Source organism: Orlajensenia flava, assembly GCF_004801905.1.
Lineage (GTDB): Bacteria > Actinomycetota > Actinomycetes > Actinomycetales > Microbacteriaceae > Orlajensenia > Orlajensenia flava.
Window position 1 is genome coordinate 1 of record NZ_SSSN01000004.1, and the last position, 23,939, is coordinate 23,939.

The following is a 23,939-nucleotide window of genomic DNA, read 5'->3' on the forward strand; positions in this document are numbered from 1 at the left end:
CGGGCCGCTCGACGGCGAGCACCTCGATCTCCACGCCGCCCTCGTAGCTGGTCAACGAGAGGTAGGACCGGTTGGCCCGATCGAGCAGCACGGAGAAGTAGAACTCCTGCGCGATCCGCGCACCGCCGGCGACCATGACGCGCTGCACCGTGTGGCCCTTGATGTCGAGGCCGAGGATGGCCTGCGCGGCCTCGAACGCCTCGTCGGGGTTCTTCGCGACCTTCACGCCGCCCGCCTTGCCGCGGCCGCCGACCTTCACCTGCGCCTTGACCACGACGACGCCGCCGAGCTTCTCCGCAGCGGCGCGCACCTCCTCGGGCGTGTCCGCGACGATGCCCGGGAGTACCGGGACCTCGTATTTCTCGAACAGGTCTCTGGCCTGGTACTCGTAAAGATCCACGCTGTACTTCCATTCCGTAACGAGGCGTTGTCGGCGCTTATTGTCGGGGTGATGGCCGCGAAAGTATCTCGATGTCGAGAGGGAATTGGGCCGTAGAGAACTCTACTCTCCCTGACTGCGCGGCCCGTTCACGTGGTTCACTGGTGCCATGGCGCAGGCGCGCATCGGCATCTCCGGGTGGACGTACGCTCCGTGGCGCCGCGTGTTCTACCCGCCTGGGCTGCCGCATCGCCGCGAGCTGGAGTACGCGTCGGGTCAGCTGGGTTCGATCGAGATCAACGGGTCGTTCTACGCCCTGCAGCGCCCGACCAGCTGGGAGCGCTGGCGCGACGAGACGCCGGACGGCTTCGTCTTCTCCGTCAAGGGTCCGCGCTACATCACCCACATCAAGCGTCTGCGCGACGTGCGCGCGGCGCTCGCCAACCTGTTCGCATCGGGCATCCTCACCCTCGGCGGCGAGCTGGGCCCGATCCTGTGGCAACTGCCGGCGACCTTCGCCTACGACGAAGCCGTGCTCCGTGGGTTCCTGGAATTGCTCCCCCGCACGACGGGGGATGCCGCGGCCCTCGCCGCCGAGCACGACCAACGGATGGAGGGCCGCACCGCCTTCGCCGTGACCGGGTCCACCCCACTCCGCTACGCCGTCGAGGTCCGCAGCGCGAGCTTCGAGAACGCCGCCTGGCCGAGCCTGCTGCGCGAGCACGGTGTCGCGTCCGTGACCGCGGACACGGCGGGGAAGTGGCCGTTCATCGATGAGGTCACGGCCGATTTCGCCTACGCCCGCCTGCACGGCGACACCGAGCTCTACGCCAGCGGTTACGACGAGGCCGGCCTCGACCGCTGGGAAGCGTGGTGCCGCGCGCATCTGGCCGCCGGCCGCGACGCCTACGTGTACTTCGACAACGACACCAAGGTGCGCGCTCCGTTCGACGCGATGGCGCTGGCCGCGCGGCTTCAGGGCTGACCCCGTAGCCCGCAGCATCGGCCGGCCACTAGCATCCCGGGTGACTCACAACAACGGAGAGGCCGGCATGCCCGAGAACACCGCAGCCGATGACGTGCTGGAACTGCGCATCCACGGCGTCAACAACATGCCTCCGTACGAGCTCCTGGATCTCGACAAGGCCGACACCGAGTTGCTCATGGGCGACCCGTTGGGCAGCTTCTGGCAGCCGACGGCCGACGCACTCCATCGCGGTCGCCAACCCCAGGTCGAGGGCATCGGCCGACGGGCAGTGGTCGACCCGTCCGAGTCTCCGCGCGGATCGGTGCCTCCCGGCATCCACCGCGAGGCGTACTCATGGGGCGGAATGGTGCGGACGATGCCGCCGGACGGAGGAAAGGGTGGAGCCGTCCTCGCGGTCCTGGCTCGGGCCTGCTGGACGCTCGTCCTGCCGTTCTCGATGGCCAACGCCGGAATCTGGGCGTGGCAACTGCCGACGGATCACGCCGGCGCCCGCTTCCGATCCGGCCTCATCCGCATCTTCTGCGTCTTCCTCACCCTTCTGCTTGTGATGTCGTTCGCCTCGGTCGCAATGGACATGATCGCCGCGCAGTGCTTCCGCGGAAGCCGTCTGGTCTGCACGGCGCTTCCCGAGGTGCTCTCCAGCACGGCTCGGTGGAGCGGGGCGCAGCGCGTCGCCGCCGGTTCGCTCGTGCCCATCGCCGTGGTCATCGCCGTGTTCGTGGTCACCGGGGGCGCGCGACTGCGCTACAACGTCGCCGGAAGCATCCTGAAGCCGACGGCGCAGGACGACGGCGAGCCCCTGCTCGGCCAGCCTCGCTTCTGGCAGACGCGCAGTGAGACCCACCGGCTGGCCATCACCCACCTCGCGAGCGCGATCGCCTTCGTGGCCATGCTGTGCGGGGCGGCGCTCATCGCGGCCCAGCTGCCGGGCGCGGGCATCCCGGTGATCGTGGTGTCGGCGCTCGTGCTCCTCGTCGCGCTGGTGCAGGCGTACCTGACCGACACGATGCCGTTCGAGCGGGTCGACGCCTCGCCGCGGGCCACCGTCACGGTGCTCGGGGCAGCGGTGGCCGTCTACCTCGTCGCCGCCATCGTCCTGGGTTTCGGACCCCACACCGTGCTCGACGGCTACGCCCTGCGTCAGGCCTTCAACTGGGTGATGGTGACGACGGTCCTGGTGTCGGCACTGCTGATCGCCGCCACCCTGTTCTTCCGCGTGAGTGTCGACCGTCGCTTCCGCGTCTGGCACGGATTCGGGCCAGCCGTCTTCCTCAGCATGGGCTTCCACGTGGGGCTGATCTGGTCGAGTCTCGTCAACGTCCTCATCGGCAACTGGCTCAACGGGGCCCGGTCGGCAGCGTCGCTCGCCCGGGAGGCGCCGGTCGTCGACCCGCGCTGCCTGGAGGCCTACTGTCGAACCGGCAACCCCGACATCCGCATCGGCACGTTCTACCCATGGCTGCTCGGCATCCTGCTCATCGCCCTCATCGTCGTGCTCGTCTACCTCGCCATCGGCCTCTCGTTCCGCCGCGATGTCGACGACCGCCTCGAACATGAGGAGCGAGCCAACCTGACGCTGCCGCCGACCGAGCCGCGGTCGAGCCTGCAGGGCCGGCTGGCCGGCGAGGTGGCCAGCAAGCGCGCGGCCGCTGCACGGTTCCATCTCGTCGAACCCGTCCTCGGCGCCCTCATGATCGGCGCGGGGGTCGCCGTGATCCTCACGCTCGGCGCGGCCTACGGCTCGATTCTGCCGTTGGGGGACATGCCGCCGTGGGTCATCGCGTATCGCACGTTCGTCGTCCACTTCATGGCCCTGTGGATCGGGCTCTCCCTGGCCACCTGGGCGGTCATCGGACTCGCTGTCATTGCCGGACTCGTCTTCGGCGGCTCGAAGGTCGTGCGTCCGCTGGGCCTCATCTGGGACCTGGCCTGCTTCCTGCCGACGGCCGGGCACCCTCTGGGAGCGCCGTGCTACACCGAGCGCGCGGTCCCCGAGGTGACCCGGCGCATGATGTGGTGGCTCGATGCGCCCGCCCAGCATCCGGGCCAGCGGCGCATCGTGCTGGTCGCGCACAGCATGGGCGGCGTGGTGGCCGCCTCGGCTCTGTTCGCCCTCGGCAACGAGAAGAACGGCGACGACTATCGCGAGAGGGTGACCCTGCTGACCTTCGGAGTGCAACTACGGCCCTACTTCGGCCGCTTCTTCCCCGAGGTGCTCGGGCCGGGAGTCATCGGCACCGTGCCGTGCCGCGCGCCACGTCTGTGGGCACGGGACCCGTGGAGGAGCGATCGCGATTCGGTCCGCTCCGGGCGGGCGGTCGCCGTCCCTTCCGCCCTTCCCACGTCGAAGTGGATCAGCCTGTGGCGGGCGACCGACTACCTCGGCTTCCCCGCGGGTTCGACCATTCCCAACGATCGCGATCGCTACGCCCAGGAGGTCGACGCGGGCGGATACGTCGGTGCGGTCGACACCCACAGTTCGTACATGCGAACCCCCGTCTACCGATCGGCGCTCGGTGAACTGGCCGAGCTGCCGCCGCGGGCGCCCGGCGCCCCCTAGCCGAGGCGCCCGAGTGCGATCGCCGCGTACATCAGCGCGGCGACCGTCTCGCCGTCGGTGATGGTGCCATCGGCGATCATCCCCATCAGGCGGGTCCACGGCACGGCGCGGACGTCGGTGACGCCCTCCTCGAGCTGCCCACGGCCCTCGTCTGCCGACATCCGCAGGTCACGAGCCAGGAACACGGTCTCGGGCGCCCTGCAGATGCCGTTGAGCGCCGTCATCCGCCCGATCCGCTGCCACGATTCGGCTTCGTATCCGGTCTCCTCCGCGAGCTCGCGCTGGGCTGCGCTCAGCAGGTCCTCGCCGTCGCTGCCGCCGGCCGGCACCTCCACGGACGCGCCGACCGTGTGTCGATCGACGGTCACCAGGATCACCTCGTCGGCCTCGGTCATGGCGACGATGAAGACAGCCTCATTACGCACCTCGACGACGCCGTAGATGCCCTGTGATCCATCGGGCCGGGTGACCTGGTCCTCCGAAACGACGATCCAGGGGTTCTCGTAGACGGTCCGCTTCGAGGCGATCGGCCAGGTCACGCGATCTTCTCGATCGGTGCGATCTTGATGAGCAGCTTCTTGGGGCCGGCGGCATCGAACTGCACGTGGGCCACCCGCTTGCTGCCCTCACCCGTGACCTGGGTGACGCGACCGTCGCCGAAGTTGGCATGCCGGATGCGATCGCCGGCCACCAGCTCGAGGTCGCCGTTGTCACGGACCTCCGCCGTGATGCGGTTGGGCCACTCGGTCTTGGGCTTCAGTCCCGGCGTCGGAGCGTCACGGAACCCGCCGCCGATGCCGGGGCCGAGGCTCCGACCGTCGCGACGGGCGTTGAGGGCGCGCGGCTGCGTTCCACCGCGCGAGTTGGCCATGCCTGGCGACTGCCGCCAGTCGATGAGCTCGGCCGGGATCTCCTGCAGGTAGCGGCTCGGCATGGCCACCGAGGTGTCACCGAACTGAGACCGGGTCATCGCCAGGGAGAGGTGCAGCCGCTTCTTCGCGCGCGTGATTCCCACGTAGAACAGGCGGCGCTCTTCCGCGAGCCCGCCGGGCTCGTTCGTGCTCATCTTGTGCGGCAGCAGCTCCTCCTCGATTCCGGTGAGGAACACCGCGTCGTACTCGAGGCCCTTCGCGGTGTGCAGCGTCATCAGCGAGACGGTGCCCGACGAGTCGTCAAGCTCGTCGGCGGCGGCGACGAGGGAGACCTGGGTGAGGAAGTCGACGAGCGTCGCGCCCGGGTTCTCGCGGTCGAAGTCCTTGGTCTGCGCCACGAGCTCCTCGACGTTCTCGGCTCGCGTCTCGTCCTGCGGGTCCCGGCTGGTGCGCAGGGTCTCGTGCAGACCACTCTCGGTGACCAGGAAGGTGAGCAGGTCGGAGACGGATGTCACGCCCGCCGGATTCTCGGGGTCGACCTTGGCTGCGCTCTCATCGAGCACGGCGGCCAGCGCGAGGATGGCGGTGGTCACCTTCGGCCCGAGCCCGAGCGCCCCCGCCGAGCGCATCGCCTCCCGGAACGAGATCTCGTTCGTCTCCGCGAACGACTGGAGGGCGGTCTCCGTCGCGGGTCCGATCCCGCGCTTCGGGGTGTTGAGGATGCGTCGCAGGGCGAGCTCGTCGATCGGGTTGGCGACGGCGATGAGGTAGGCCATCGCATCCTTGATCTCGGCACGCTCGTAGAACTTGGTGCCACCGACCACCCGGTAGGGCAGTGCCGAGCGCACGAAGATCTCCTCGAGCGGCCTCGTCTGCGAGTTCACCCGGTAAAACACGGCGATGTCGCGGTACGCCATTCCCGCGCGGTGCAGGGTCTCGATCTCGTCGGCCACGAACTGGGCCTCGTCGTGCCCCGAGTAGCCGGTGTAGCCGACGATCTTCTCGCCGTCGCCGACCGTCGTGAAGAGGTTCTTGGCCTTGCGGTCGAAATTGTTCGAGATGACGGAGTTGGCCGCCGAGAGGATGTTCTGGGTCGAGCGGTAGTTCTGCTCGAGCAGCACGACGCTCGCGCCCGGGAAGTCCCGTTCGAACTCGGTGATGTTGCGGATGTCTGCTCCGCGGAAGGCGTAGATGGACTGATCGGAGTCGCCGACGACTGTCAGCGAGGCGCCCGGGATGCCGCCGGTCGAGTCGAGCAGGCGCTCGACGTGCAGACCGTCCCGCTGCATCTGCGCCGAGAGCTCGGCGGTGACGGGCTCGGTGAACTCGCGGATGAGGGCGTACTGGGCGTGGTTGGTGTCCTGGTACTCGTCGACGAGCACATGCCGGAATCGCCGGCGGTAGAGGGCGGCCACATCGGGGAAGGCGCGGAACAGGTAGACCGTCTCGGCGATGAGGTCGTCGAAGTCCATCGCACCCGCCGCACGCAGGATGCGCGTGTAGTCGCGGTAGATGGCGAGGAACTCCACCTCCTTGGGGTCGCCCATGTTCGCGTTGCGTGCGAAGGCCTCGTCATCCGTCAGCTCGTTCTTGAGCTTCGAGATACGGCTCGAGACACCGCCCGGCGTGAACCCCAGGGTGTCGGCGTCCCGCGCCTTGATGATGCGCTTGATGACGGTGCGACTGTCGGCTGAGTCGTAGATGGTGAAGGTCGCCGGCAAGCCCATCTTCTGCGCCTCCCGCCGGAGGATGCGGACGCACGCCGAGTGGAACGTCGAGATCCACATGCCGTCGGAGGCCTGGCCGAGGAGGGCCGCCACGCGCTCGCGCATCTCGGCGGCCGCCTTGTTGGTGAAGGTGATGGCGAGGATCTGGCTGGGCCACGCCTCGCGCGTCTCGATCAGTCCCGCGATGCGATGCGTCAGCACCCTCGTCTTGCCCGATCCGGCGCCCGCGACGATGAGCAGAGCCGGGCCGCGGTACTCAACGGCCGCCTTCTGCGGCGGGTTCAATCCGTCGGTGAGGCGGCCGGAGGGCTTCGGACGCTCGCGCTCACCGTGGCCGGAACCCGGGGCGTCGTGCACGATCATCGGGGCGGTGCCCTCGGTCTCGGGTGCGGGTTCGTGGAGAGTGCTCATGACTGCTGTAATTCTAGGCTCGACCGCCCACAGCGCCTCAGTCGGAGCGGCCGTCGCGAGCGAGCACCGCGAGGTCGGGATGATCGGTGAAGACACCGTCGACGCCCGTCGAGAGGATGAGGTTCCACTCCTCCTCCCATGCTCCGAAGTCGGCGGCACGCACGCCGGACCTGAAGGGGGCGGACAGGAAGTGATTCTCGGGCCGGAGCGTCCAGGTGAAGACACGCAGATCGTGCCCGTGCGCCTGCTCGACGAGAGCGAACCCGCTCGGCCCCCCCGCCGCGTCCTGTCTGAGGAGCATCGCCTTGTCGACGCTGACGCCCTGCACGCGGGCCCCGAGATTCCGCAGTCCCGTCTCGGTGAGGAAGTCCGCGTATTTCGGCGCCTTCGAACCCGAGGCGGCCACGGCATCCGCCGGTGAACCGGCCTTCTCGATCAGGAACACGCGCGGCGCACCGACGCCATGCTCCCGCAGCTGATCGAGCACGGTCAATTCGAAGCTCTCGATGGTGAGCCGCTCGTCGTCCGTCGCCCAACCCGCCGCGGCTAGTTCGGCCGCGAACAGGTCGGCGAGCGGCAGACCGATGGAGTCGAAGTAGGTCGCGTGCTTGATCTCTGCGACCATGCCGATCGAACGTCCGGCATCCTCCGCGTCGACGAGCGCGAACAGATCGCGCAACCGCAGCAGCGGAAGGCGGTCGTCGAAGCCCGCATTCGACGGCCGGAGCTTCGGGATGCGCTCGCGGGCGCGGAGGGTCGACAGTTCCGCCCACGTGAAGTCCTCGGTGAACCATCCGTGCAGCCGCTTGCCGTCGACGGTCTTCGCCGTTCTCCGGTCGGCGAACTCGGGATGCGCCGACACGTCGGTCGTACCCGAGATCTCGTTCTCGTGCCTGATCACGAGCACGCCGTCGCGCGTTGCGACGATGTCGGGCTCCACGGCATCCGCCCCCATGGCGAAGGCGAGCTGGTAGGCCGACGCGGTGTGCTCCGGCCGATAGCCGCTGGCACCACGGTGACCGATGATGAGCGGATGAGGGCGGCCGACCATGTTGCAACGCTAGCGTCCGGCCCCGGCCGCCGCTGATCGCCCCGGGCGAACCCGATGCGGATTCTCAGGCCGGCCCGGTAGATTTGCTGGAAGCGATTCTCGGAATCGCGCCCCGTCCCGCCTGAGAGCGAAGGATCACACGCACATGGCAATGACCAACCCGGCGTTCAGTCGGAACAAGGCCTTCTCCGAAAAGGGAGGGACCACGAGCGCAGCCGTCCTCAACGGCGCATCCGTGCAGCAGTTGCAGGACATCTACAACCAGCCGTCGGCGAATGCGGTCGACACGGATCGCATGACCGTCGAGGACACCACTCTGAAGACGGCGATCTGCTTCGGGCTGTTGATCGTCGGAGCGGCTGTCGGATGGTTCCTGGCACCCACCATGCCGGCCGTCATCTGGATCGCCGCCATCATCGGCTTCGTTCTCGCGATGGTCAACATCTTCAAGAAGGAGCCGTCCCCTCCGCTGATCCTGGCCTACAGTGCCGCGCAGGGAATCTTCATCGGCGGAATCTCCTTGGTGTACGAGACCCAGTGGTCGGGCATCGTCGCTCAGGCCGTCATTGCGACGATCGTCGTCTTCGGCGTGACGCTCGCCCTGTTCGCGAGCGGAAAGATCCGCGCCTCGAAGCGCGCGACGAAGGTCTTCCTCATCGCGATGGTCGGCTACCTCGTGTTCTCTCTGGTGAATGTCGTACTCATGATCACCGGCATCAACAAGGATCCGTGGGGCCTCTTCGGCGCCGAGATCTTCGGCATTCCTGCCGGACTCCTCATCGGGGTGCTCGTCGTCATCATGGCTGCGTACTCTCTCGTCCTCGACTTCGACGCCATCCAGCAGGGCGTGAAGAACCGCGCTCCCCGCAAGTACGGCTGGAGCGGAGCGTTCGGCATCATGGTCACGGTCATCTGGCTCTACCTCGAGATCCTGCGCATCATCGGCATCGCGCGCAGTAACTGACGCGCCGGCGAGCGAAGGGCCGCTCCCGATGGGGGCGGCCCTTCGTCATGCTCCGGCCGGCCTAGAAGCCCAGGGAGGCCAGGGAGGTCCGGAGGGCCGCCGCCGAGTCGTGCAGCAGCCGATGCTCCTTCTCCGAATACGGGGTACCGGCCACCGGGACGGCTCCGGCCGCGCTCACCACGCTCGGCACCGACAAGGCAACGCCGCTGATGCCCTGGTAGTCGTCGAGCACGGTGCTCACCGGCATCACCGCGTGCTCGTCGCGCAGCACGGCCTCCACGATGCGCGCGCCCGACAGGCCGATCGCGTAGTTGGTCGCGCCCTTGCCGTTGATGACCTTGTAGGCCGCGTCGCGCACATCCAGCGCGATGCCGTCGAACTCGCTCTCGGTCACGGCTCCCGCCCTGCTCCAGTCCAGCAGCGGCACCGGTCCGACGGATGCCGACGACCAGAGCGGGAACTCGGTGTCGCCGTGCTCGCCCACGATGTACGCGTGGATGCTCGACGTGGAGACGCCGAGCCGCCGACCGAGCTCCCAACGCAGCCGCGACGTGTCGAGCACGGTTCCCGACGCGAACACCCGGTTGACCGGGAGACCCGAGATCTTCTGGGCGATCACCGTCAACACGTCGCAGGGATTCGTGACCAGGATGTAGGTGGCGTCGGGGGCGTGCTCGAGCAGTTGCGGCATCATGCTCTGCAGGATCCGCACGTTGGTCCCGGCCAACTCGAGGCGTGTCTGTCCCGGTTCCTGCTTGGCGCCCGCCGTGATCACGACGACGTGCGACCCCTCGATGACGGAGAGGTCGTCTCCGCCGATGATCTCGCTCGATCCGGTGAACTGCGTGCCGTGCGCGAGATCGAGCACCTCGGCCTCGACCTTCGCGGTCTGGATGTCGTACAGCGCGACCGTTCTGGCGGACTGACGGATGAGGGCGGCGTACGCGAGGCTCGAGCCCACGCTTCCGGCACCGATGACGGTCAACTTGGAGTTAGCGATCTCAGCCATGACCCCATCCTGTCGTCTGGGGCTCGGCGCGTCACCCCGCTGCGGCGAGATGGGCGGCGTCGGCTCGATACTGCTCGGCGTGACGCGCGAAGTCCGGCTCCGCCTCGTCGACCGCGCGACGGTCGCTGAACGCGGCCAGTTCCAGCAGCCGCTCGAACGCCACGGCTTTCAGCGAATCGGCGGTCGCATCCGTTCCGTAGGCCGTGAGGAGAAGCTCCAGCCGACGCTCGCGTTCGCTCGTCGAGAGGTCGACGTCGTCCTCCGTACCCGGGGCGGTCAGGGGCACGATGCGATAGGCGAGGTAGGCGAGATCCCAGAGTCGCGGCCCGGGCGACACGGTGTCGAAGTCGATGGCGCCGACGCAGATCCCGTCGCGGTAGGCGAGGTTGTACGGCGCGAAGTCGTTGTGGCAGATGACCTCGACGGGGTCGTGGATGGGCGAGCGCCAGACCTCATCGCCCATGAGCGCCGCGACGAGGGGAGCCGATGCGTCATGCAGCTTCCGCAGCAGACTCGCGGACGACGTGACGGCGGCATCCGTCCACAGCCATGGCGGCATGGGGAAGTCGGGAACGACGCCGTCCACGAACGAGAGCACCTCCCGGCGCTGTTCATCGAACCCGAGAACGCGCGGAATGCCGGCGATGCCGGACCCCTCGAGCGCGCGCAGCACGGCATGTACGCTCGGCGTCCACTCCCCCGTCGAACGGTGGACACCGTCGGAGAGCACGGCGACCTGCGAGTACGTCACGGTCGGCGCGCTCCGCTCACTCCCACTCGATGGTGCCCGGCGGCTTGCTCGTGACGTCGAGCACCACCCGGTTGACCTCGGGCACCTCGTTCGTGATGCGGTTCGAGATGCGCGCGAGCACGTCGTAGGGAAGCCGAGTCCAGTCCGCCGTCATGGCGTCCTCACTCGAGACCGGGCGCAGCACGATGGGGTGACCGTAGGTGCGGCCGTCACCCTGCACACCGACGGAGCGCACGTCGGCGAGGAGCACGACGGGGCACTGCCAGATCTCGGCGTCGAGGCCCGCGATGGTCAGTTCGGCGCGGACGATGGCGTCGGCCTGGCGCAGCAGGTCGAGCCGGTCCTGGGTCACCTCTCCGATGATGCGGATGCCGAGACCGGGGCCGGGGAACGGTTGCCGGGCGACGATCGCCTCGGGGAGTCCGAGCTCCCGGCCGATCGCCCGCACCTCGTCCTTGAAGAGGGTGCGCAGTGGCTCGATGAGTTCGAACTGCAGGTCTTCGGGCAGACCCCCGACATTGTGATGGCTCTTGATGTTCGCCGTGCCGGTTCCGCCGCCGGACTCCACGACATCCGGATACAGGGTGCCCTGCACGAGGAAGCGGATCGGCTCGCCGTCGGCCTCCGCCTCGGCGATGAGGTCGGCCTCCGCCTGCTCGAAGCTGCGGATGAACTCGCGCCCGATGATCTTGCGCTTGGTCTCGGGGTCGCTCACCCCGGCGAGCGCCGAGAGGAACTGCTCGCGGGCGTCGATGGTGACGAGACGGATGCCCGTGGCGGCGACGTAGTCCTCCTCCACCTGACGCCGCTCGTCCTGGCGGAGCAGCCCGTGGTCGACGAAGACGCAGATCAGCTGATCGCCGACGGCCTGGTGGACGAGAGCTGCCGCGACGGCGGAGTCGACGCCTCCGGAGAGGCCGCAGATGACCCGCGCCGAGCCGACTTGCGCGCGGATCTTCTCGACCTGCTCGGCGATGACGCTTCCGCTGTTCCAGTCGGCCGGGATGCCGGCCGCCTTGTGCAGGAAGTTGACGATGACGTCCTGGCCGAACTGGGAATGCTTGACCTCGGGGTGCCACTGCACGCCGTAGAAGCCCTTCTCGTCGCTCGCGAACGCCGCGACCGGCGTCGACGCGCTCGAGGCGAGCACGTCGAAGCCCTCGGGAGCGATCGCCACGGAGTCACCATGGCTCATCCACACGATCTGCGCTTCGGGCTGGCCACCGAGCAGCGAGTTCTCGTCATCCGTCCGCACCGTGACGGCGGTCGATCCGTACTCGCGCTGACCGGTGTGGGCGACCTCACCACCGAGCTGGCGGGCCATTACCTGGAAGCCGTAGCAGATGCCGAGCGTGGGGATGCCGAGCCCGAGGATTCCCTCGTCGAGCGCCGGCGCTCCCTCCTCGTACACCGAGGACGGCCCACCGGAGAGGACGATGCCCACGGGGTTCTTGGCGGCGACCTCGGCTGCCGTGATGGTGTGCGGCACGATCTCGGAGTAGACGGATGCCTCGCGCACGCGCCGCGCGATGAGCTGGGCGTACTGGGCGCCGAAGTCGACCACGAGGACGGGACGCTGCTCGGTGTCGCTCACTGTGCGGCCTCCGCGGACTCGACGGTGACGGTGGTCGCGGCATCCGCTTCGCGGGCGGCGAGGTAAGCGCGGACCTCGCGCGAGAAGCGTGCCTCGAGGAAGAACGAGAGCAGCGGCACGACGCCGCCGAGCGCGATGACGATGAACCGCGAGAACGGCCAGCGCATGAGGCTCCAGAGGCGGAAGTCGGCGAACAGGTAGACCACGTAGAACCAGCCATGGACGATGAGGATGCCCGTGGAGAGGTTCACGGCCGTGACGGTGTCACGCGGCACGAAGCCGAGGAAGCCGGCCGGCCCACCGAGCTCGAGCTCGTAGCCGAAGCCGTACTTGATGAGCACCTCGGCGCAGAGCGCCAGCAACAGCACTCCGGTGATGATCGACGACACCTGATAGAACGTCACCGCCCCCCGGATGCGCGGAAAGTCACGGGGTTTGGGTTCGAGGGCCATGCAACGATTCTACGGCGCGGTAGAGGATGCTCCGGCCTGCTCGCGCGCCTCCTCCGCGTCGTCGAGCTCGTCCTGCTCGCGCTGGTACGCGTCGCGCACGAGCCGGTACCAGAGGAAGATCGCGAAGCCCGCGAACACCGTCCACTCGATGGCGTAGAACACGTTGAGCCAGTTCAGCTCCACCTCCTGCGACGGCGGTGGCGAGTCGATGCGGTCGAGGCCGGAGACGACACCGTGGTCGACGATGTAGGCCTCGTAGACGTCGTGTTCGTCGTACTGGGTCCAGAGGTTCATGAGCGCCGCGACGGCGACGGTGGTCATGGTGTGCGGGTCGGCGCCCTCGGCCGGCTGCTCCGGCGCCTCGGTCGGCAGCAGGCGACCGGTGACGGAGGTGTCGGATGCCGGCTCGGCGGCCAGCGAGCGCGCCGCCGACGCCGCCTCCTTCTCGGTGGCGGCCCATCCGCGTGCCACCGGGATGCCGGCGTCCATTCCGTCAACCTCGAAGTGGCCGACGACCCACCAGCCGGTGGCGCCGCCGTTCAGACGCCCCGACACCAGTTGCTCGTCGCCCGGCACCCAGCGCCCGTCGGCCTCGACCATCTGGCCCGTAGAGGTCTGGCGGATCGGCGCGGACGGTGCCGCGGCATCCGCCAACGGCATGACCGTCTCGGTCGGCAGCTTCTCGACGTGCCCCGACTGCACGGCCCGCCCGAGCTGCCACTGGCCGAGCAGGGCGAAGCCCGCGGCGATCGCGAGGGCGAGCAGCAGCATGAGCACCCAGCGCGGGCGCACCATCATTCGGAGCATGGAGGGTCGGGGTTCCTGTTTCTTTCGCCGGAGGCGGCTCGTTCCATTCTCCTCCACTCGCCTGCTCGCTCCGTCTGCGGTGAATCGGCCGGCGAGGCACGCTCACCGCGTACCGCGGCCGGACGCGCGTTAGCGCCAGTTGATCGGCCTCCGCGCCATGCCGAATGGCGCGCTGGCCGATGAAGTGGCGCGGCGCTCTACGTCGTCGGCTCCTCCACAGGCGCGAGCTCAGTGCCGCTCTCCCGCAGACGCGCGCTCAGCGGCGACTCCGCACGCCCGTCGCGAGATGCTCGGGCCATGGATCGCCCACTTCCGTCGTCCGAGCTGTTGCTGGCGCGGGATGCTACGTCCCTCGGCACGCACGACGCATTACTCACCGCCGCTCGACACGGGAGCATCGTGCCGCTTCGTCGCGGGGTCTATATCGCGGCGCAGACTCTGGAACTCTCGGGACCGGCGGAACGACATCGCGCGCTCGCGCTCGCCGTCGGCCACCAACGGGTCGCGCCCGTCTTCGCGGGTTTCACGGCGGCGGTGCTGTGGGGTCTGCCCGTGGTCGGTGCGACGCCTGCCGAGGTCTTCCTGCTCTCGCCTTCGGCATCCGGCCGGCGGCGAGGCGGGGTCGTCGAGTTCGCGCGCACGCGCCGGATCGACCTCGTGCAGTCGGACGGCATCACGCTGACGTCCCTGCCAGACACTCTCATCGACGTCGGCCGCACGATGCCGCATCTCACCGCGCTGGTCATGCTCGACGCGGCCCTGCACCGAGATCGTTTCAGCACGGACGAGCCGCTCACCACGATCGACGAATTGCGCGAGCAGTTCGTTGCGCGGTTGCCGTTCCCGGGGAGCAGGAAGGTTGCCGCCCTCTTGGACATGGCGACGGAGGATGCGGACTCGCCGTTGGAGACACTCAGCAGGTGGAGAGCGCGCGAGCTCGGCTTCCCCGAGCCGGAGTTGCAACGAAGGGTATGGATCCCGTCGCTCGGGATGTACGTCTATCTCGACCTCGCCTGGCCGGAGTTCGGGGTCTGGGGCGAGGCGGATGGGGCGGGCAAGTACCTCGGTGCCTTCTCCGCAGACGGCCAAGATCGACCGGCAGCCGACGTCGTCCTCGACGAGAAGCGGCGCGAGAATGCCGTGCGCCGCGCGACCCGATGGAACTGCGCACGGTGGGGGTGGCCGGAGGCGTGGAATCCATCCGCTTTCCGGAGCATCCTGCTCGAGGCCGGTCTTCCCATCCTCGGTCGGCGACCGCGCTGAGGCGGCGCGGCGGGCTGAGTGAAGCGTCGGAAGCGGTCGCCGGAGCAGGTTCGGTCTCAGCAGCAGCGCCGACTGAGCGGCTCCCGCGCCAGTTGATGTGGCGCACGGGGCGCCGAACTGGCGCGGAGGCCGACGACTGCCGGGCCCGGCCTCGCGGCCTACTCGACCGCGGGCGGCGGTCAGTCGGTGGGCTGGATGTCAGGTGCCTCCAGCCGCACCCGGTCGGCCGACTCGTCGTCGGGCTGCTCCTGCGACTCCCGCTCGGCGGTCACGCGCTTGAGGTAGTTGGCCACCTCGGACTCCTGACGCTCCTTGTCCCAGCCGAGCACGCCGGCCATCAGCTCGGCCGCGACCGGAGCGGCCGAGACCCCGCGGTCCCACGCCTCGATCGAAATGCGGGTGCGACGCGCGAGCACGTCCTCGAGGTGCAGTGCTCCCTCATGAGAAGCCGCGTAAACGACCTCGGCCGCGAGGTAGTCGTCCGCACCGGGCAGCGGCTCACCGAGCTTCGGATCGTCGCGGATGAGGTCGAGCAGCTCATCCGTCAGGGTTCCGTAGCGGTTCAGCAGGTGCTCGATGCGTACGCGGTGCACGCCGAAGGCGTCGGCGATGCGGCCGCGCTTGTTCCACGCGGCCCAGTACCCCTCGGCGCCGAGCAGCGGGATCTCCTGCGTGGTGGACTGCGGGACGCGTCCGTCGAGGGCGTCCACCGCGGCGTCGATGGCGTCCTTGGCCATCACGCGGTAGGTCGTCCACTTGCCGCCGGCGATCACGACGAGACCGGGAACGCTGTGTCCGACGAGGTGTTCGCGCGAGAGCTTCGACGTCTGGTCGCTCTCGCCCGCCAGCAGCGGCCGAAGTCCGGCGTAGACACCCTCGACGTCTTCGCGCGTGAGCTTGACGGCGAGCACCTGGTTGACGTGCTCGAGCAGGTAGTCGATGTCGGCTGCCGTCGCAGCGGGGTGCGCCTTGTCGAGGTTCCAGTCGGTGTCGGTCGTTCCGACCAGCCAGTGCCGTCCCCACGGGATGACGAACAGCACGCTCTTCTCGGTGCGGAGCAGCAGCCCCATCGACGACTGGAAGCGATCGCGTGGCACGACGAGGTGGATGCCCTTCGAGGCTCGCACGTGGAACGTGCCGCGCTCGCCGACCATGCGGGCCGTGTCATCCGTCCACACGCCGGTCGCGTTGACGACCTGCTTCGCGCGCACCTGGAAGTGCTCACCGGTCTGTAGATCGTGGGCCTCGACGCCGACGACGCGCTGGCCCACCTTGATGAAGCCCTCGACCCGCACACGCGAGGCGATGTGAGCCCCGTAGAAGGATGCCGTGCGCGCCAGCGACGAGACGTACCGCGCGTCATCGACCTGGGCGTCGTAGTAGGTGATGCCGCCGACGAGGGCGTCGTTGGCGAGCGACGGGATGGAGTTCATCACCTGACGCTTGGACAGGTGCTTGTGGTGGGGCACGCCAGGAGGCCGCCCACCGCTGTAGCTGAAGATGTCGTACAGCAGCATTCCGGCGCCGATGTAGAGGCGCTCGAACACCCGCTTCTTGAGCGGGTAGAGGAAGCGGACCGGCTTGACCAGGTGCGGTGCGATGCGCTGCAGCAGCAGACCGCGCTCGATGAGGGCTTCGCGCACGAGGCGGAAGTCGAGTTGCTCCAGGTAGCGGATGCCGCCGTGCACCAGCTTGGACGACCGGCTCGAGGTTCCGGAGCCCCAGTCCCGCTGCTCGAGCATTCCGACGGAGAGTCCGCGTGTCACCGCGTCGAGGGCCGATCCGGTGCCCACGATGCCGCCGCCGATGACGAGGACGTCGAGTTCTCGGTCCTTCATCCTCTCCAGGGCGGCAGCCCGCTCCTCCGGTCCGAGCTTCGACGACCGGCTGACCGTGTTCTTCTCTGCCATCGTGTACCTCCCTGGTTCAGTTGCCTTGATACGGCGCGACGACGACCTCGACGCGCTGGAACTCCTTCAGATCCGAGTATCCCGTCGTCGCCATCGACCGACGGAGCGCTCCCACGAGATTCGCAGTTCCCTCTGCCACGGGGGCCGGTCCGTACAGGACCTCCTCGAGCGGGGCGATCGTTCCGACCTCGACCCGATTGCCGCGTGGGAGCTTGGAGTGGTGCGACTCGGCGCCCCAGTGGTAGCCACCGCCGGGAGCATCGCTCGAGCGGGCGAGGGCCGTGCCGAGCATGACGGCATCCGCTCCGCACGCGATCGCCTTGACGATGTCGCCCGACGTTCCGAGGCCGCCGTCCGCGATCACGTGCACATAGCGGCCGCCCGACTCGTCGAGGTAGTCGCGGCGAGCGCCGGCGACATCCGCCACTGCCGTCGCCATCGGCGCGTGGATGCCGAGGGCCGCGCGGGTGGTCGATGCCGCGCCGCCGCCGAAGCCGACGAGTACGCCCGCCGCCCCCGTGCGCATGAGGTGCAGGGCGGCCGTGTAGGTGGCCGCGCCGCCGACGATGACGGGCACGTCGAGTTCGTAGATGAACTTCTTGAGGTTCAGCGGCTCGGTGCCCTTCGACACGTGCTCGGCCGACACGGTGGTGCCACGGATGACGAACAGGTCGACGCCCGCGGCGACGACGGTCTCGTAGAGCTCCTGCGTGCGCTGGGGCGACAGAGCTCCGGCCACGGTGACGCCGGAGGCGCGGATCTCGGCGAGGCGCTCGGTGACGAGCTCGGGCTTGATGGGCTCGGTGTAGATCTCCTGCATGCGGCGGGTGGCCTGATCCGCCGGCAATGTGCGGATCTCGGACAGCACGGACTCCGGGTCCTCGTAGCGGGTCCAGACTCCCTCGAGGTCGAGGACGCCGAGGCCGCCCAGCTGGCCCATCATGATGGCCGTGCGCGGCGAGACGACGGAGTCCATCGGGGCCGCCAGGAAGGGGATGTCGAACTGGTAGGCGTCGATCGACCAGGTGACTGAGACGTCTTCGGGGTCACGGGTGCGCCGGCTCGGCACGACGGCCACGTCGTCGAAGGCGTACACCCGGCGGCCGCGCTTGGCACGACCTATCTCGATCTCCATGCTCACCTGACAACCCTATCGTCGCGACCCGACCGCACAGCCGGGTTGCGCCTGCTCAGCGAGCGCGCTGCACGCGCCGCTCGTCCCACACCGGCGCATCCGACTCGTAGACCTCGCCGTCCGACCCGAACACGAGGAAGCGGTCGAATCCGCGTGCGAACCACCGATCGTGGGTGACCGCGAGCACCGTGCCGTCGAAGGCGAGCAGGGCCTCCTCGAGCGCCTCGGCCGAGACGAGGTCGAGGTTGTCTGTCGGCTCGTCCAGAAGCAGCAGCGTGGCTCCCGACAATTCGAGCAGCAGGATCTGCAGACGGGCCTGCTGGCCGCCCGACAGGGATTCGAAACGTTGCTGCGCGGATGCGACCAGTCCGTACCGGTCGAGTGCCCCACTCGCCGCCTCGCGTGCCATGCCGGCGCGGTCGTCGTCACCGCGGTGGAGGATCTCGAGCAGGGTCCTGCCCACCAGCTCGGGATGCTCGTGCACCTGGGCGAACCACCCCGGTACCACGCGGGCGCCGAGCACAGCCCGACCGGTGTGCGGCACGGCATCCAGAGTCTCGGCGACGCTCGTCACATGCCCGAGCAGCCGATCCGGTTCCGTGCCGCCTCGCGCCAGCAGGCGGAGGAAGTGCGACTTGCCGGATCCGTTCGAGCCGAGCACAGCCACCCGATCGCCGTACCAGACCTCGAGGTCGAACGGCTGCATGAGGCCGGTCAGCCCGAGCCGCTCGGCGATCACCGCCCGCTTGCCGGTGCGCGCCCCGCGCAACCGCATGGAGACGTCCTGTGCCTGGGGTCGCTCCTCGGGCGGTCCGGCATCCTCGAACCGGCGCAAGCGGGTGAGGGCGGCCTGATACCGGGATGCCATGCCGTCGTTGTAGGTCGCCTTGACCTTCAGCGACTGGACGAGTGCCTTGAGCTTGGCGTGCTCCTCGTCCCAGCGCCTGCGGAGCTCGTCGAGTCGATCGAACCGGTCGGAGCGTGCCTGGTGATAGCCGTCGAAGCCGCCACCGTGCATCCACGTGGTGTTGCCTGCCGCCCCGAGCTCGACGGTGATGATGCGGTCGGCCGCACGCGCTAGGAGTTCCCGATCGTGCGAGACCAGCAGCACGGTCTTGCGCGTCTCGCGCAACTGCTGCTCGAGCCAGCGCTTGCCGGGTACGTCCAGATAGTTGTCCGGCTCGTCGAGCAGGAGCACCTCCTCAGGACCCCGCAGCAGGGCTTCGAGGGCAAGGCGCTTCTGCTCGCCGCCCGAGAGGGTCGTGACGTCGCGATGGCGCGCCCGCTGCCACGGCACTCCGAGCGCAGCGATGGTGCACGTGTCCCAGAGCGTCTCCTGCTCGTAGCCGCCTGCTTCCGCGTAATCTGCGATCGCCGTCGCGTAGCGCATCTGCGTGTCTGTCTCGTCCCGCTCGATGAGCGCCTCCTCCGCGGCGTCGAGCTCGACGGCGGCGATGCGGACCCGGGCCGGCGCCACGGAGACGAGCAGGTCGTGCACGGTTCCGGATGCCGCATGCCCGACGAACTGGTCCATCACGCCGAGGCCGCCGGAGACCGTGACGACGCCGTCGTCAGGTGCGAGCTCGCCCCGGATGATGCGCAGCAGTGTCGTCTTGCCGGCGCCGTTCGCGCCGATGAGTGCGGCGGTGACGCCGTCGCCGACCCGGAACGAGACGTCGCTGAGCAGCGGACGCCCGTCGGGGAGGCTGAGGGAGATGAGGGAGGCGTCGATGTGACCCATGGGCGGTGCTTTCGTCGGGCTGGCGGCTCGGGCCGCCCATCGGGCAGCCGACCAGAATACAGCCTCGGCCATCCGCTCGTGCCCTTCCCGTCTGTCACCCGGATGCGGAAGGCTGGAGGCATGACGAGGATCGACGCCGAACCGCTGGCCGCCCTACGCACCCGCACGAGCGAGAAGTGGACGTCATTCCCCGACGACGTGCTTCCGCTGCCCGTCGCCGAGATGGACTTCCCGCTGGCCGAGCCCATCGTCGAAGCGCTGCAGGCCGCCATCCGCCGATCGGACACGGGATACAACTCGGGCAGCCGCGCCGTAGCCGAGGCTTTCGCGCCGTTCGCCATCGACCGCTGGAACTGGCAGGTCGACCCGGCGCGCGTGACGTGCACCGCCGATGTGAGCATGGGCATCGTCGAGGTCTTGCGTCAGGTCATCGAGCCGGGTGACGCCGTGATCATCACTCCCCCGGTGTATCCGCCGTTCTTCCTGCTGGCACCCGAGGCGGCGGGACGCATCGTCGAGGTGCCGTTGCTCGGAGGCATCGACGAGGGCTGGCGGCTGGACCTGGACGGCATCGACGCCGCATTCGCCGCCGGCGCGCGGTCGATGGTGCTGTGCAACCCGCACAACCCCGTCGGCCTGTGTCACAGCGCAGACGACCTCCGCGCGCTCGCCGAGATCGCAGCGCGTCACGACGTCACGATCGTGAGCGACGAGATCCACAATGCCCTGCTCATGCCCGGCGCGAGCTTCACGCCGTTCCTGTCGGTGTCGGATGCGGCTCGCGAGCACGGAGTGACCGTCACGTCGGCGAGCAAGGCCTTCAACATCGCGGGACTCAAGTGCGCGCTCATCGTCACCGCGAGCAAGCGGACGGATGCCATCCGCGCCGGTTTCGCCATCGAGGTCGAGTGGCGCACGAGCATCTTCGGGGCGATCGCGAGCGTCGCGGCGTTCCGTGACGGCGGCCCGTGGCTCGACGGCGTGCTCGAGACCCTCGACGGCAACCGTCGGCTGCTCGCATCGCTGCTCGCCGATCACCTGCCCGAGGTGCGCTATCGGCTGCCCGACGCCACCTACCTGACCTGGCTCGACTTCTCCGCGCTCGGGTGGGGGGACGACCCGGCCCGGTTCACGCTCGAGCGCGCTCGGGTCGCGCTGGCCAACGGCCCCGAGTTCGGAACCGCTGAGGGTCGGGGGCACGCGCGCCTCAACATCGGCACGTCACCCGAGGTCATCACGGAGGCTATCGAGCGCATCGCCGCCGCCCGCTGATCGACCGGCAGGCGCGTCAGCGGGTGTAGTTGGGGGCCTCGACCACGATCTGCACATCATGCGGGTGCGACTCTTTGAGACCGGCGGCCGTGATGCGCACGAACCGACCCTTCTCCTTGAGCTCGGCGACCGTGCGAGCGCCGACGTAGAACATCGACTGGCGCAGGCCGCCGATGAGCTGGTACGCCACCGCCGAGAGCGGCCCACGGTAGGGCACCTGACCCTCGATGCCTTCGGGGATGAGCTTGTCGTCGCTCGGCACATCCGCCTGGAAGTAGCGGTCCTTGGAGTAGGAGGTCTTCTTGCCGCGCGTCTGCAGCGCCCCGAGGGAGCCCATGCCGCGGTAGGTCTTGAACTGCTTGCCGTTCTGGAAGACCAATTCGCCGGGGCTCTCGGCGGTGCCGGCGAGCAGCGAGCCGAGCATGACGGTGTCCGCGCCGGCGACGAGGGCCTTCGCGATGTCACCCGAGTACTGCAGGCCGCCGTCGGCGATGAGCGGAACACCCGCCGGCATGGTCGCCTTCGAGGCCTCGTACACGGCGGTCACCTGCGGGACTCCGACGCCCGCGACGACGCGGGTGGTGCAGATCGAACCGGGCCCGACACCGACCTTGACGGCGTCGGCGCCGGCATCCACGAGGGCCTGAGCGCCTTCGCGGGTCGCAATGTTGCCGCCGATCACGTCGATGTGCGCGAAGCTCGGGTCGCTCTTGATGCGACGGATGATGTCGAGCACGCCTGCGCTCTCGCCGTTGGCGGTGTCGACGACCAGCACGTCGACTCCGGCGTCGCGCAGTGCCTCCGCGCGCTCCCAGGCGTCTCCGAAGAAGCCCATGGCCGCACCGACGCGCAACCGACCCTCGGAGTCCTTGGTCGCGTTGGGGTACTGCTCGCTCTTGTCGAAGTCCTTGACGGTGATGAGGCCGGTCAGGCGGCCGTCGTCGTCGATCAGGGGCAGTTTCTCCACCTTGTGCTCGGCGAAGATGGCGATCGCCTCGTCGGGGTTCATGCCGACGCGGCCGGTGATGAGCGGCATGGGCGTCATCACGTCGCTCACAAGCGTCGTCGACTTCTCGAAGTCGGCCACGAACCGCATGTCCCGGTTGGAGATGATGCCCACGAGCTTGCCGTCCTCGTCGATGACCGGCAGTCCGCTCACGCGATACGTCGAGCACAGGGCGTCGACATCCGCCACCGAAGCGTCGGGAGTCGTGGTGACCGGGTTGGAGACCATGCCCGACTCGCTGCGCTTGACGCGGTCGACCATCTCGGCCTGGTCGGCGATCGAGAGGTTGCGGTGCAGGATGCCGATGCCGCCCTGGCGAGCCATCGCGATGGCCATGCGCGACTCGGTGACGGTGTCCATCGCCGCCGAGAGGAGCGGGGTGGCGACCTCGATGCGTCGGGTCAGCCGGGAGCGGGTCTCCGCCTCGCTCGGGATGACGTCGGTGTGCCCCGGCAGGAGCAGGACGTCGTCGTACGTCAGTCCGATGAAGCCGAACGGATCGTGCTCGCCCATGTGATTCCTTCGCAGTTCCAGATCGTCGTGAAATCGGTGATCTGCGCTGATCCTTCCGAGTACTACATCTTAAGTCAGTTTGCATCCGCGGCATTCCCCGACCACAATCGGGCAACACGAAACGCGCAGTGTCGAAACACATGCGACATAATCAGCACGTACTGTCGACGGAGTTGTCGACGGAAATGACCCGGTGCCCCGCTGCGGCGCCACATGGAGGTTCAGTGAGACCCACTGATGTGGTTCAGACGAGATCACCGGGACGAGTAGTCCTCCTGTTGTGTCTCCTTCTCGCGGCACTGGGCCTCAGCCTGTTCTCCGCTTCTCCCGCGGACGCCGACACGGTGGGAGGCGATCTCCCGTACCAGTTCGTGGGCAACGTGCAGAACAACCAGAAGCCGCTCGCCGACGTGGAGATCACCGTGCAGGGCAACGGCTACAAGGCGACGGCCAAGACGGATGAGAAGGGCCAGTGGAAGATCGGCGTGCCCACGAAGGCCGCATACAAGGTGACCCTCGACGAGGACACGCTCCCCAAGGGCGTCGTCGTGGTCAAGGGCGGCGCGACCACCACCGCGGAGTTCGGCCTCACCAACACCAAGGCGGTCAACTTCTTCCTCGGCAAGGGTGAACGCGTCACCACGGACTTCTTCAGCCAGCTCTTCGGCCGTATCGTCAACGGCCTGCAGTTCGGCCTCATGCTCGCCCTCGCGGCCATCGGACTCTCGCTCATCTTCGGCACCACCGGGCTTTCGAACTTCGCCCACTCCGAGATGATCACCTTCGGCGCCCTGATGACGCTGACCTTCTCGAGCATCCTCGGCTGGCCGCTGTGGATCGGCATCATCATCGCGCTCGTGCTCAGCGCGTGCCTGGGCTGGAGCATGGACGCGGTCATCTGGAAACCGTTGCGGCGCAAGGGCGTCGGCCTCGTGCAGATGATGATCGTCTCGATCGGCCTCTCGCTCGCCATCCGCTACGTCTTCCAGTACTTCTACGGCGGCGCAACACGTCAGCTGCCCGGGGCGACGCTCCCCTCCACCATCCGGTTCGGCGCCGTCGCGCTGTCCTGGGTCGACATCGCGAGCATGATCATCAGCCTCGTGGTGCTGGGCGGAGTCGCCTACTTCCTCCTCCGCACCCGCATCGGCAAGGCCACCCGGGCCGTCTCGGACAACCCGAGCCTCGCGGCGGCGAGCGGCATCGACGTCGACCGCGTCATCCGCATCGTCTGGGTGCTCGGCGGCGCGCTCGCGGGCCTCAGCGGCATCCTGTACGCCTACTACCGTCCCGGGGTCTCGTGGGACATGGGCTTCCAGATCCTGCTGCTCGTCTTCGCCGCGGTCACCCTCGGCGGTCTCGGCACCGCGTTCGGCGCCCTGGTCGGCTCGCTCGTGGTCGGCCTGTTCGTCGAGCTGACGACGCTGTGGCTGCCCTCGGACCTCAAGTACGTCGGGGCTCTCGTCGTCCTGATCCTGGTGCTGCTGTTCAGACCTCAGGGCATCCTGGGTCGCAAAGAGAGAATCGGATAGGG

General features: G+C 68.5%; 19 protein-coding genes. 6 read left to right on the plus strand and 13 right to left on the minus strand.

The annotated features are described in order from the left end of the window. Positions 1-400, minus strand: a 400-nt coding sequence (locus tag E6C70_RS07315; RefSeq protein ID WP_207670059.1) for an ATP-grasp domain-containing protein, incomplete at its 3' end; no start/stop codon positions are given. A gap of 148 nt (positions 401-548) precedes the next feature. On the opposite strand from E6C70_RS07315, the gene E6C70_RS07320 reads away from it, so the two are divergent. Both E6C70_RS07320 and E6C70_RS07325 read left to right on the plus strand, forming a co-directional pair. Then, positions 549-1,364 carry a DUF72 domain-containing protein gene (locus tag E6C70_RS07320; protein WP_136423834.1) on the plus strand — a complete coding sequence of 272 codons (816 nt, stop codon included), beginning with the start codon at positions 549-551 and terminating at the stop codon, positions 1,362-1,364. Between the two features lie 40 nt (positions 1,365-1,404). After that, the gene (locus E6C70_RS07325; RefSeq protein WP_136423836.1) at positions 1,405-3,927 is read left to right on the plus strand and encodes an alpha/beta fold hydrolase domain-containing protein; all 2,523 of its coding nucleotides are present in this window, start codon (positions 1,405-1,407) and stop codon (positions 3,925-3,927) included. Here the strand turns inward: E6C70_RS07325 and E6C70_RS07330 are convergent. The 3 genes from E6C70_RS07330 to E6C70_RS07340 all read right to left on the minus strand — a co-directional run bounded on the left by E6C70_RS07330 (position 3,924) and on the right by E6C70_RS07340 (position 7,988). After that, the gene (locus E6C70_RS07330; protein WP_136423838.1) at positions 3,924-4,466 is read right to left on the minus strand and encodes an NUDIX domain-containing protein; all 543 of its coding nucleotides are present in this window, start codon (positions 4,464-4,466) and stop codon (positions 3,924-3,926) included. The two genes, E6C70_RS07325 and E6C70_RS07330, sit on opposite strands and share 4 nt — an antisense overlap. Then, a complete protein-coding gene (locus E6C70_RS07335; RefSeq protein WP_407921023.1) occupies positions 4,463-6,889 on the minus strand; it encodes an ATP-dependent helicase in 2,427 nt (808 codons plus the stop codon). The genes E6C70_RS07330 and E6C70_RS07335 overlap by 4 nt, the downstream gene beginning before the upstream one ends. 85 nt (positions 6,890-6,974) lie before the next feature. After that, positions 6,975-7,988, minus strand: a complete 1,014-nt coding sequence (locus E6C70_RS07340) for a glycerophosphodiester phosphodiesterase family protein (RefSeq protein WP_136423842.1) — start codon at positions 7,986-7,988, stop codon at positions 6,975-6,977. 145 nt (positions 7,989-8,133) lie between these two features. Between E6C70_RS07340 and E6C70_RS07345 the strand changes: the two genes are divergently transcribed. Further along, positions 8,134-8,952: a Bax inhibitor-1/YccA family protein gene (locus tag E6C70_RS07345; protein ID WP_136423844.1), complete on the plus strand. Its 819-nt coding sequence runs from the start codon at positions 8,134-8,136 to the stop codon at positions 8,950-8,952. A gap of 61 nt (positions 8,953-9,013) precedes the next feature. Here E6C70_RS07345 and E6C70_RS07350 read toward each other — a convergent pair whose 3' ends face one another. From E6C70_RS07350 to E6C70_RS07370, 5 genes are read right to left on the minus strand one after another with little or no spacing between them, the layout of a single operon-like run. Next, complete coding sequence (locus E6C70_RS07350; RefSeq protein ID WP_136423846.1) at positions 9,014-9,961, minus strand: L-lactate dehydrogenase; 948 nt, start codon at positions 9,959-9,961, stop codon at positions 9,014-9,016. 31 nt (positions 9,962-9,992) lie between these two features. Continuing rightward, positions 9,993-10,712, minus strand: a complete 720-nt coding sequence (locus E6C70_RS07355) for a phosphotransferase (RefSeq protein WP_136423848.1) — start codon at positions 10,710-10,712, stop codon at positions 9,993-9,995. 16 nt (positions 10,713-10,728) lie between these two features. Further along, a complete protein-coding gene (gene guaA / locus E6C70_RS07360; RefSeq protein ID WP_136423850.1) occupies positions 10,729-12,306 on the minus strand; it encodes a glutamine-hydrolyzing GMP synthase in 1,578 nt (525 codons plus the stop codon). After that, on the minus strand, positions 12,303-12,758 hold the full coding sequence (locus tag E6C70_RS07365) for a DUF3817 domain-containing protein (protein ID WP_136423852.1): 456 nt from the start codon (positions 12,756-12,758) through the stop codon (positions 12,303-12,305). The genes guaA and E6C70_RS07365 overlap by 4 nt, the downstream gene beginning before the upstream one ends. A gap of 9 nt (positions 12,759-12,767) precedes the next feature. Beyond that, a complete protein-coding gene (locus tag E6C70_RS07370; protein ID WP_235833335.1) occupies positions 12,768-13,553 on the minus strand; it encodes an SURF1 family protein in 786 nt (261 codons plus the stop codon). Positions 13,554-13,862: 309 nt separating this feature from the next. Here E6C70_RS07370 and E6C70_RS07375 point away from each other — a divergent pair, with 309 nt between their 5' ends. Continuing rightward, positions 13,863-14,828, plus strand: coding sequence for a hypothetical protein (locus E6C70_RS07375; RefSeq protein WP_136423854.1), 966 nt, complete (start codon positions 13,863-13,865; stop codon positions 14,826-14,828). Between the two features lie 179 nt (positions 14,829-15,007). On the opposite strand, the gene E6C70_RS07380 is transcribed toward E6C70_RS07375, so the two are convergent. From E6C70_RS07380 to E6C70_RS07390, 3 genes are read right to left on the minus strand one after another with little or no spacing between them, the layout of a single operon-like run. Further along, on the minus strand, positions 15,008-16,738 hold the full coding sequence (locus E6C70_RS07380) for a glycerol-3-phosphate dehydrogenase/oxidase (RefSeq protein WP_136423856.1): 1,731 nt from the start codon (positions 16,736-16,738) through the stop codon (positions 15,008-15,010). 16 nt (positions 16,739-16,754) lie between these two features. Continuing rightward, positions 16,755-17,873 (minus strand): GuaB3 family IMP dehydrogenase-related protein, encoded by a 1,119-nt coding sequence (locus E6C70_RS07385; protein ID WP_136423976.1) that lies wholly within the window; start codon positions 17,871-17,873, stop codon positions 16,755-16,757. 55 nt (positions 17,874-17,928) lie between these two features. Next, complete coding sequence (locus tag E6C70_RS07390; protein ID WP_136423977.1) at positions 17,929-19,614, minus strand: ABC-F family ATP-binding cassette domain-containing protein; 1,686 nt, start codon at positions 19,612-19,614, stop codon at positions 17,929-17,931. Positions 19,615-19,734: 120 nt separating this feature from the next. On the opposite strand from E6C70_RS07390, the gene E6C70_RS07395 reads away from it, so the two are divergent. Next, positions 19,735-20,886 carry a MalY/PatB family protein gene (locus tag E6C70_RS07395; protein WP_136423858.1) on the plus strand — a complete coding sequence of 384 codons (1,152 nt, stop codon included), beginning with the start codon at positions 19,735-19,737 and terminating at the stop codon, positions 20,884-20,886. Positions 20,887-20,902: 16 nt separating this feature from the next. Here E6C70_RS07395 and guaB read toward each other — a convergent pair whose 3' ends face one another. After that, positions 20,903-22,405, minus strand: coding sequence for an IMP dehydrogenase (gene guaB / locus E6C70_RS07400; protein ID WP_136423861.1), 1,503 nt, complete (start codon positions 22,403-22,405; stop codon positions 20,903-20,905). Positions 22,406-22,683: 278 nt separating this feature from the next. Between guaB and E6C70_RS07405 the strand changes: the two genes are divergently transcribed. Next, positions 22,684-23,937 (plus strand): branched-chain amino acid ABC transporter permease, encoded by a 1,254-nt coding sequence (locus tag E6C70_RS07405; RefSeq protein WP_235833336.1) that lies wholly within the window; start codon positions 22,684-22,686, stop codon positions 23,935-23,937. Positions 23,938-23,939: the final 2 nt, after the last annotated feature.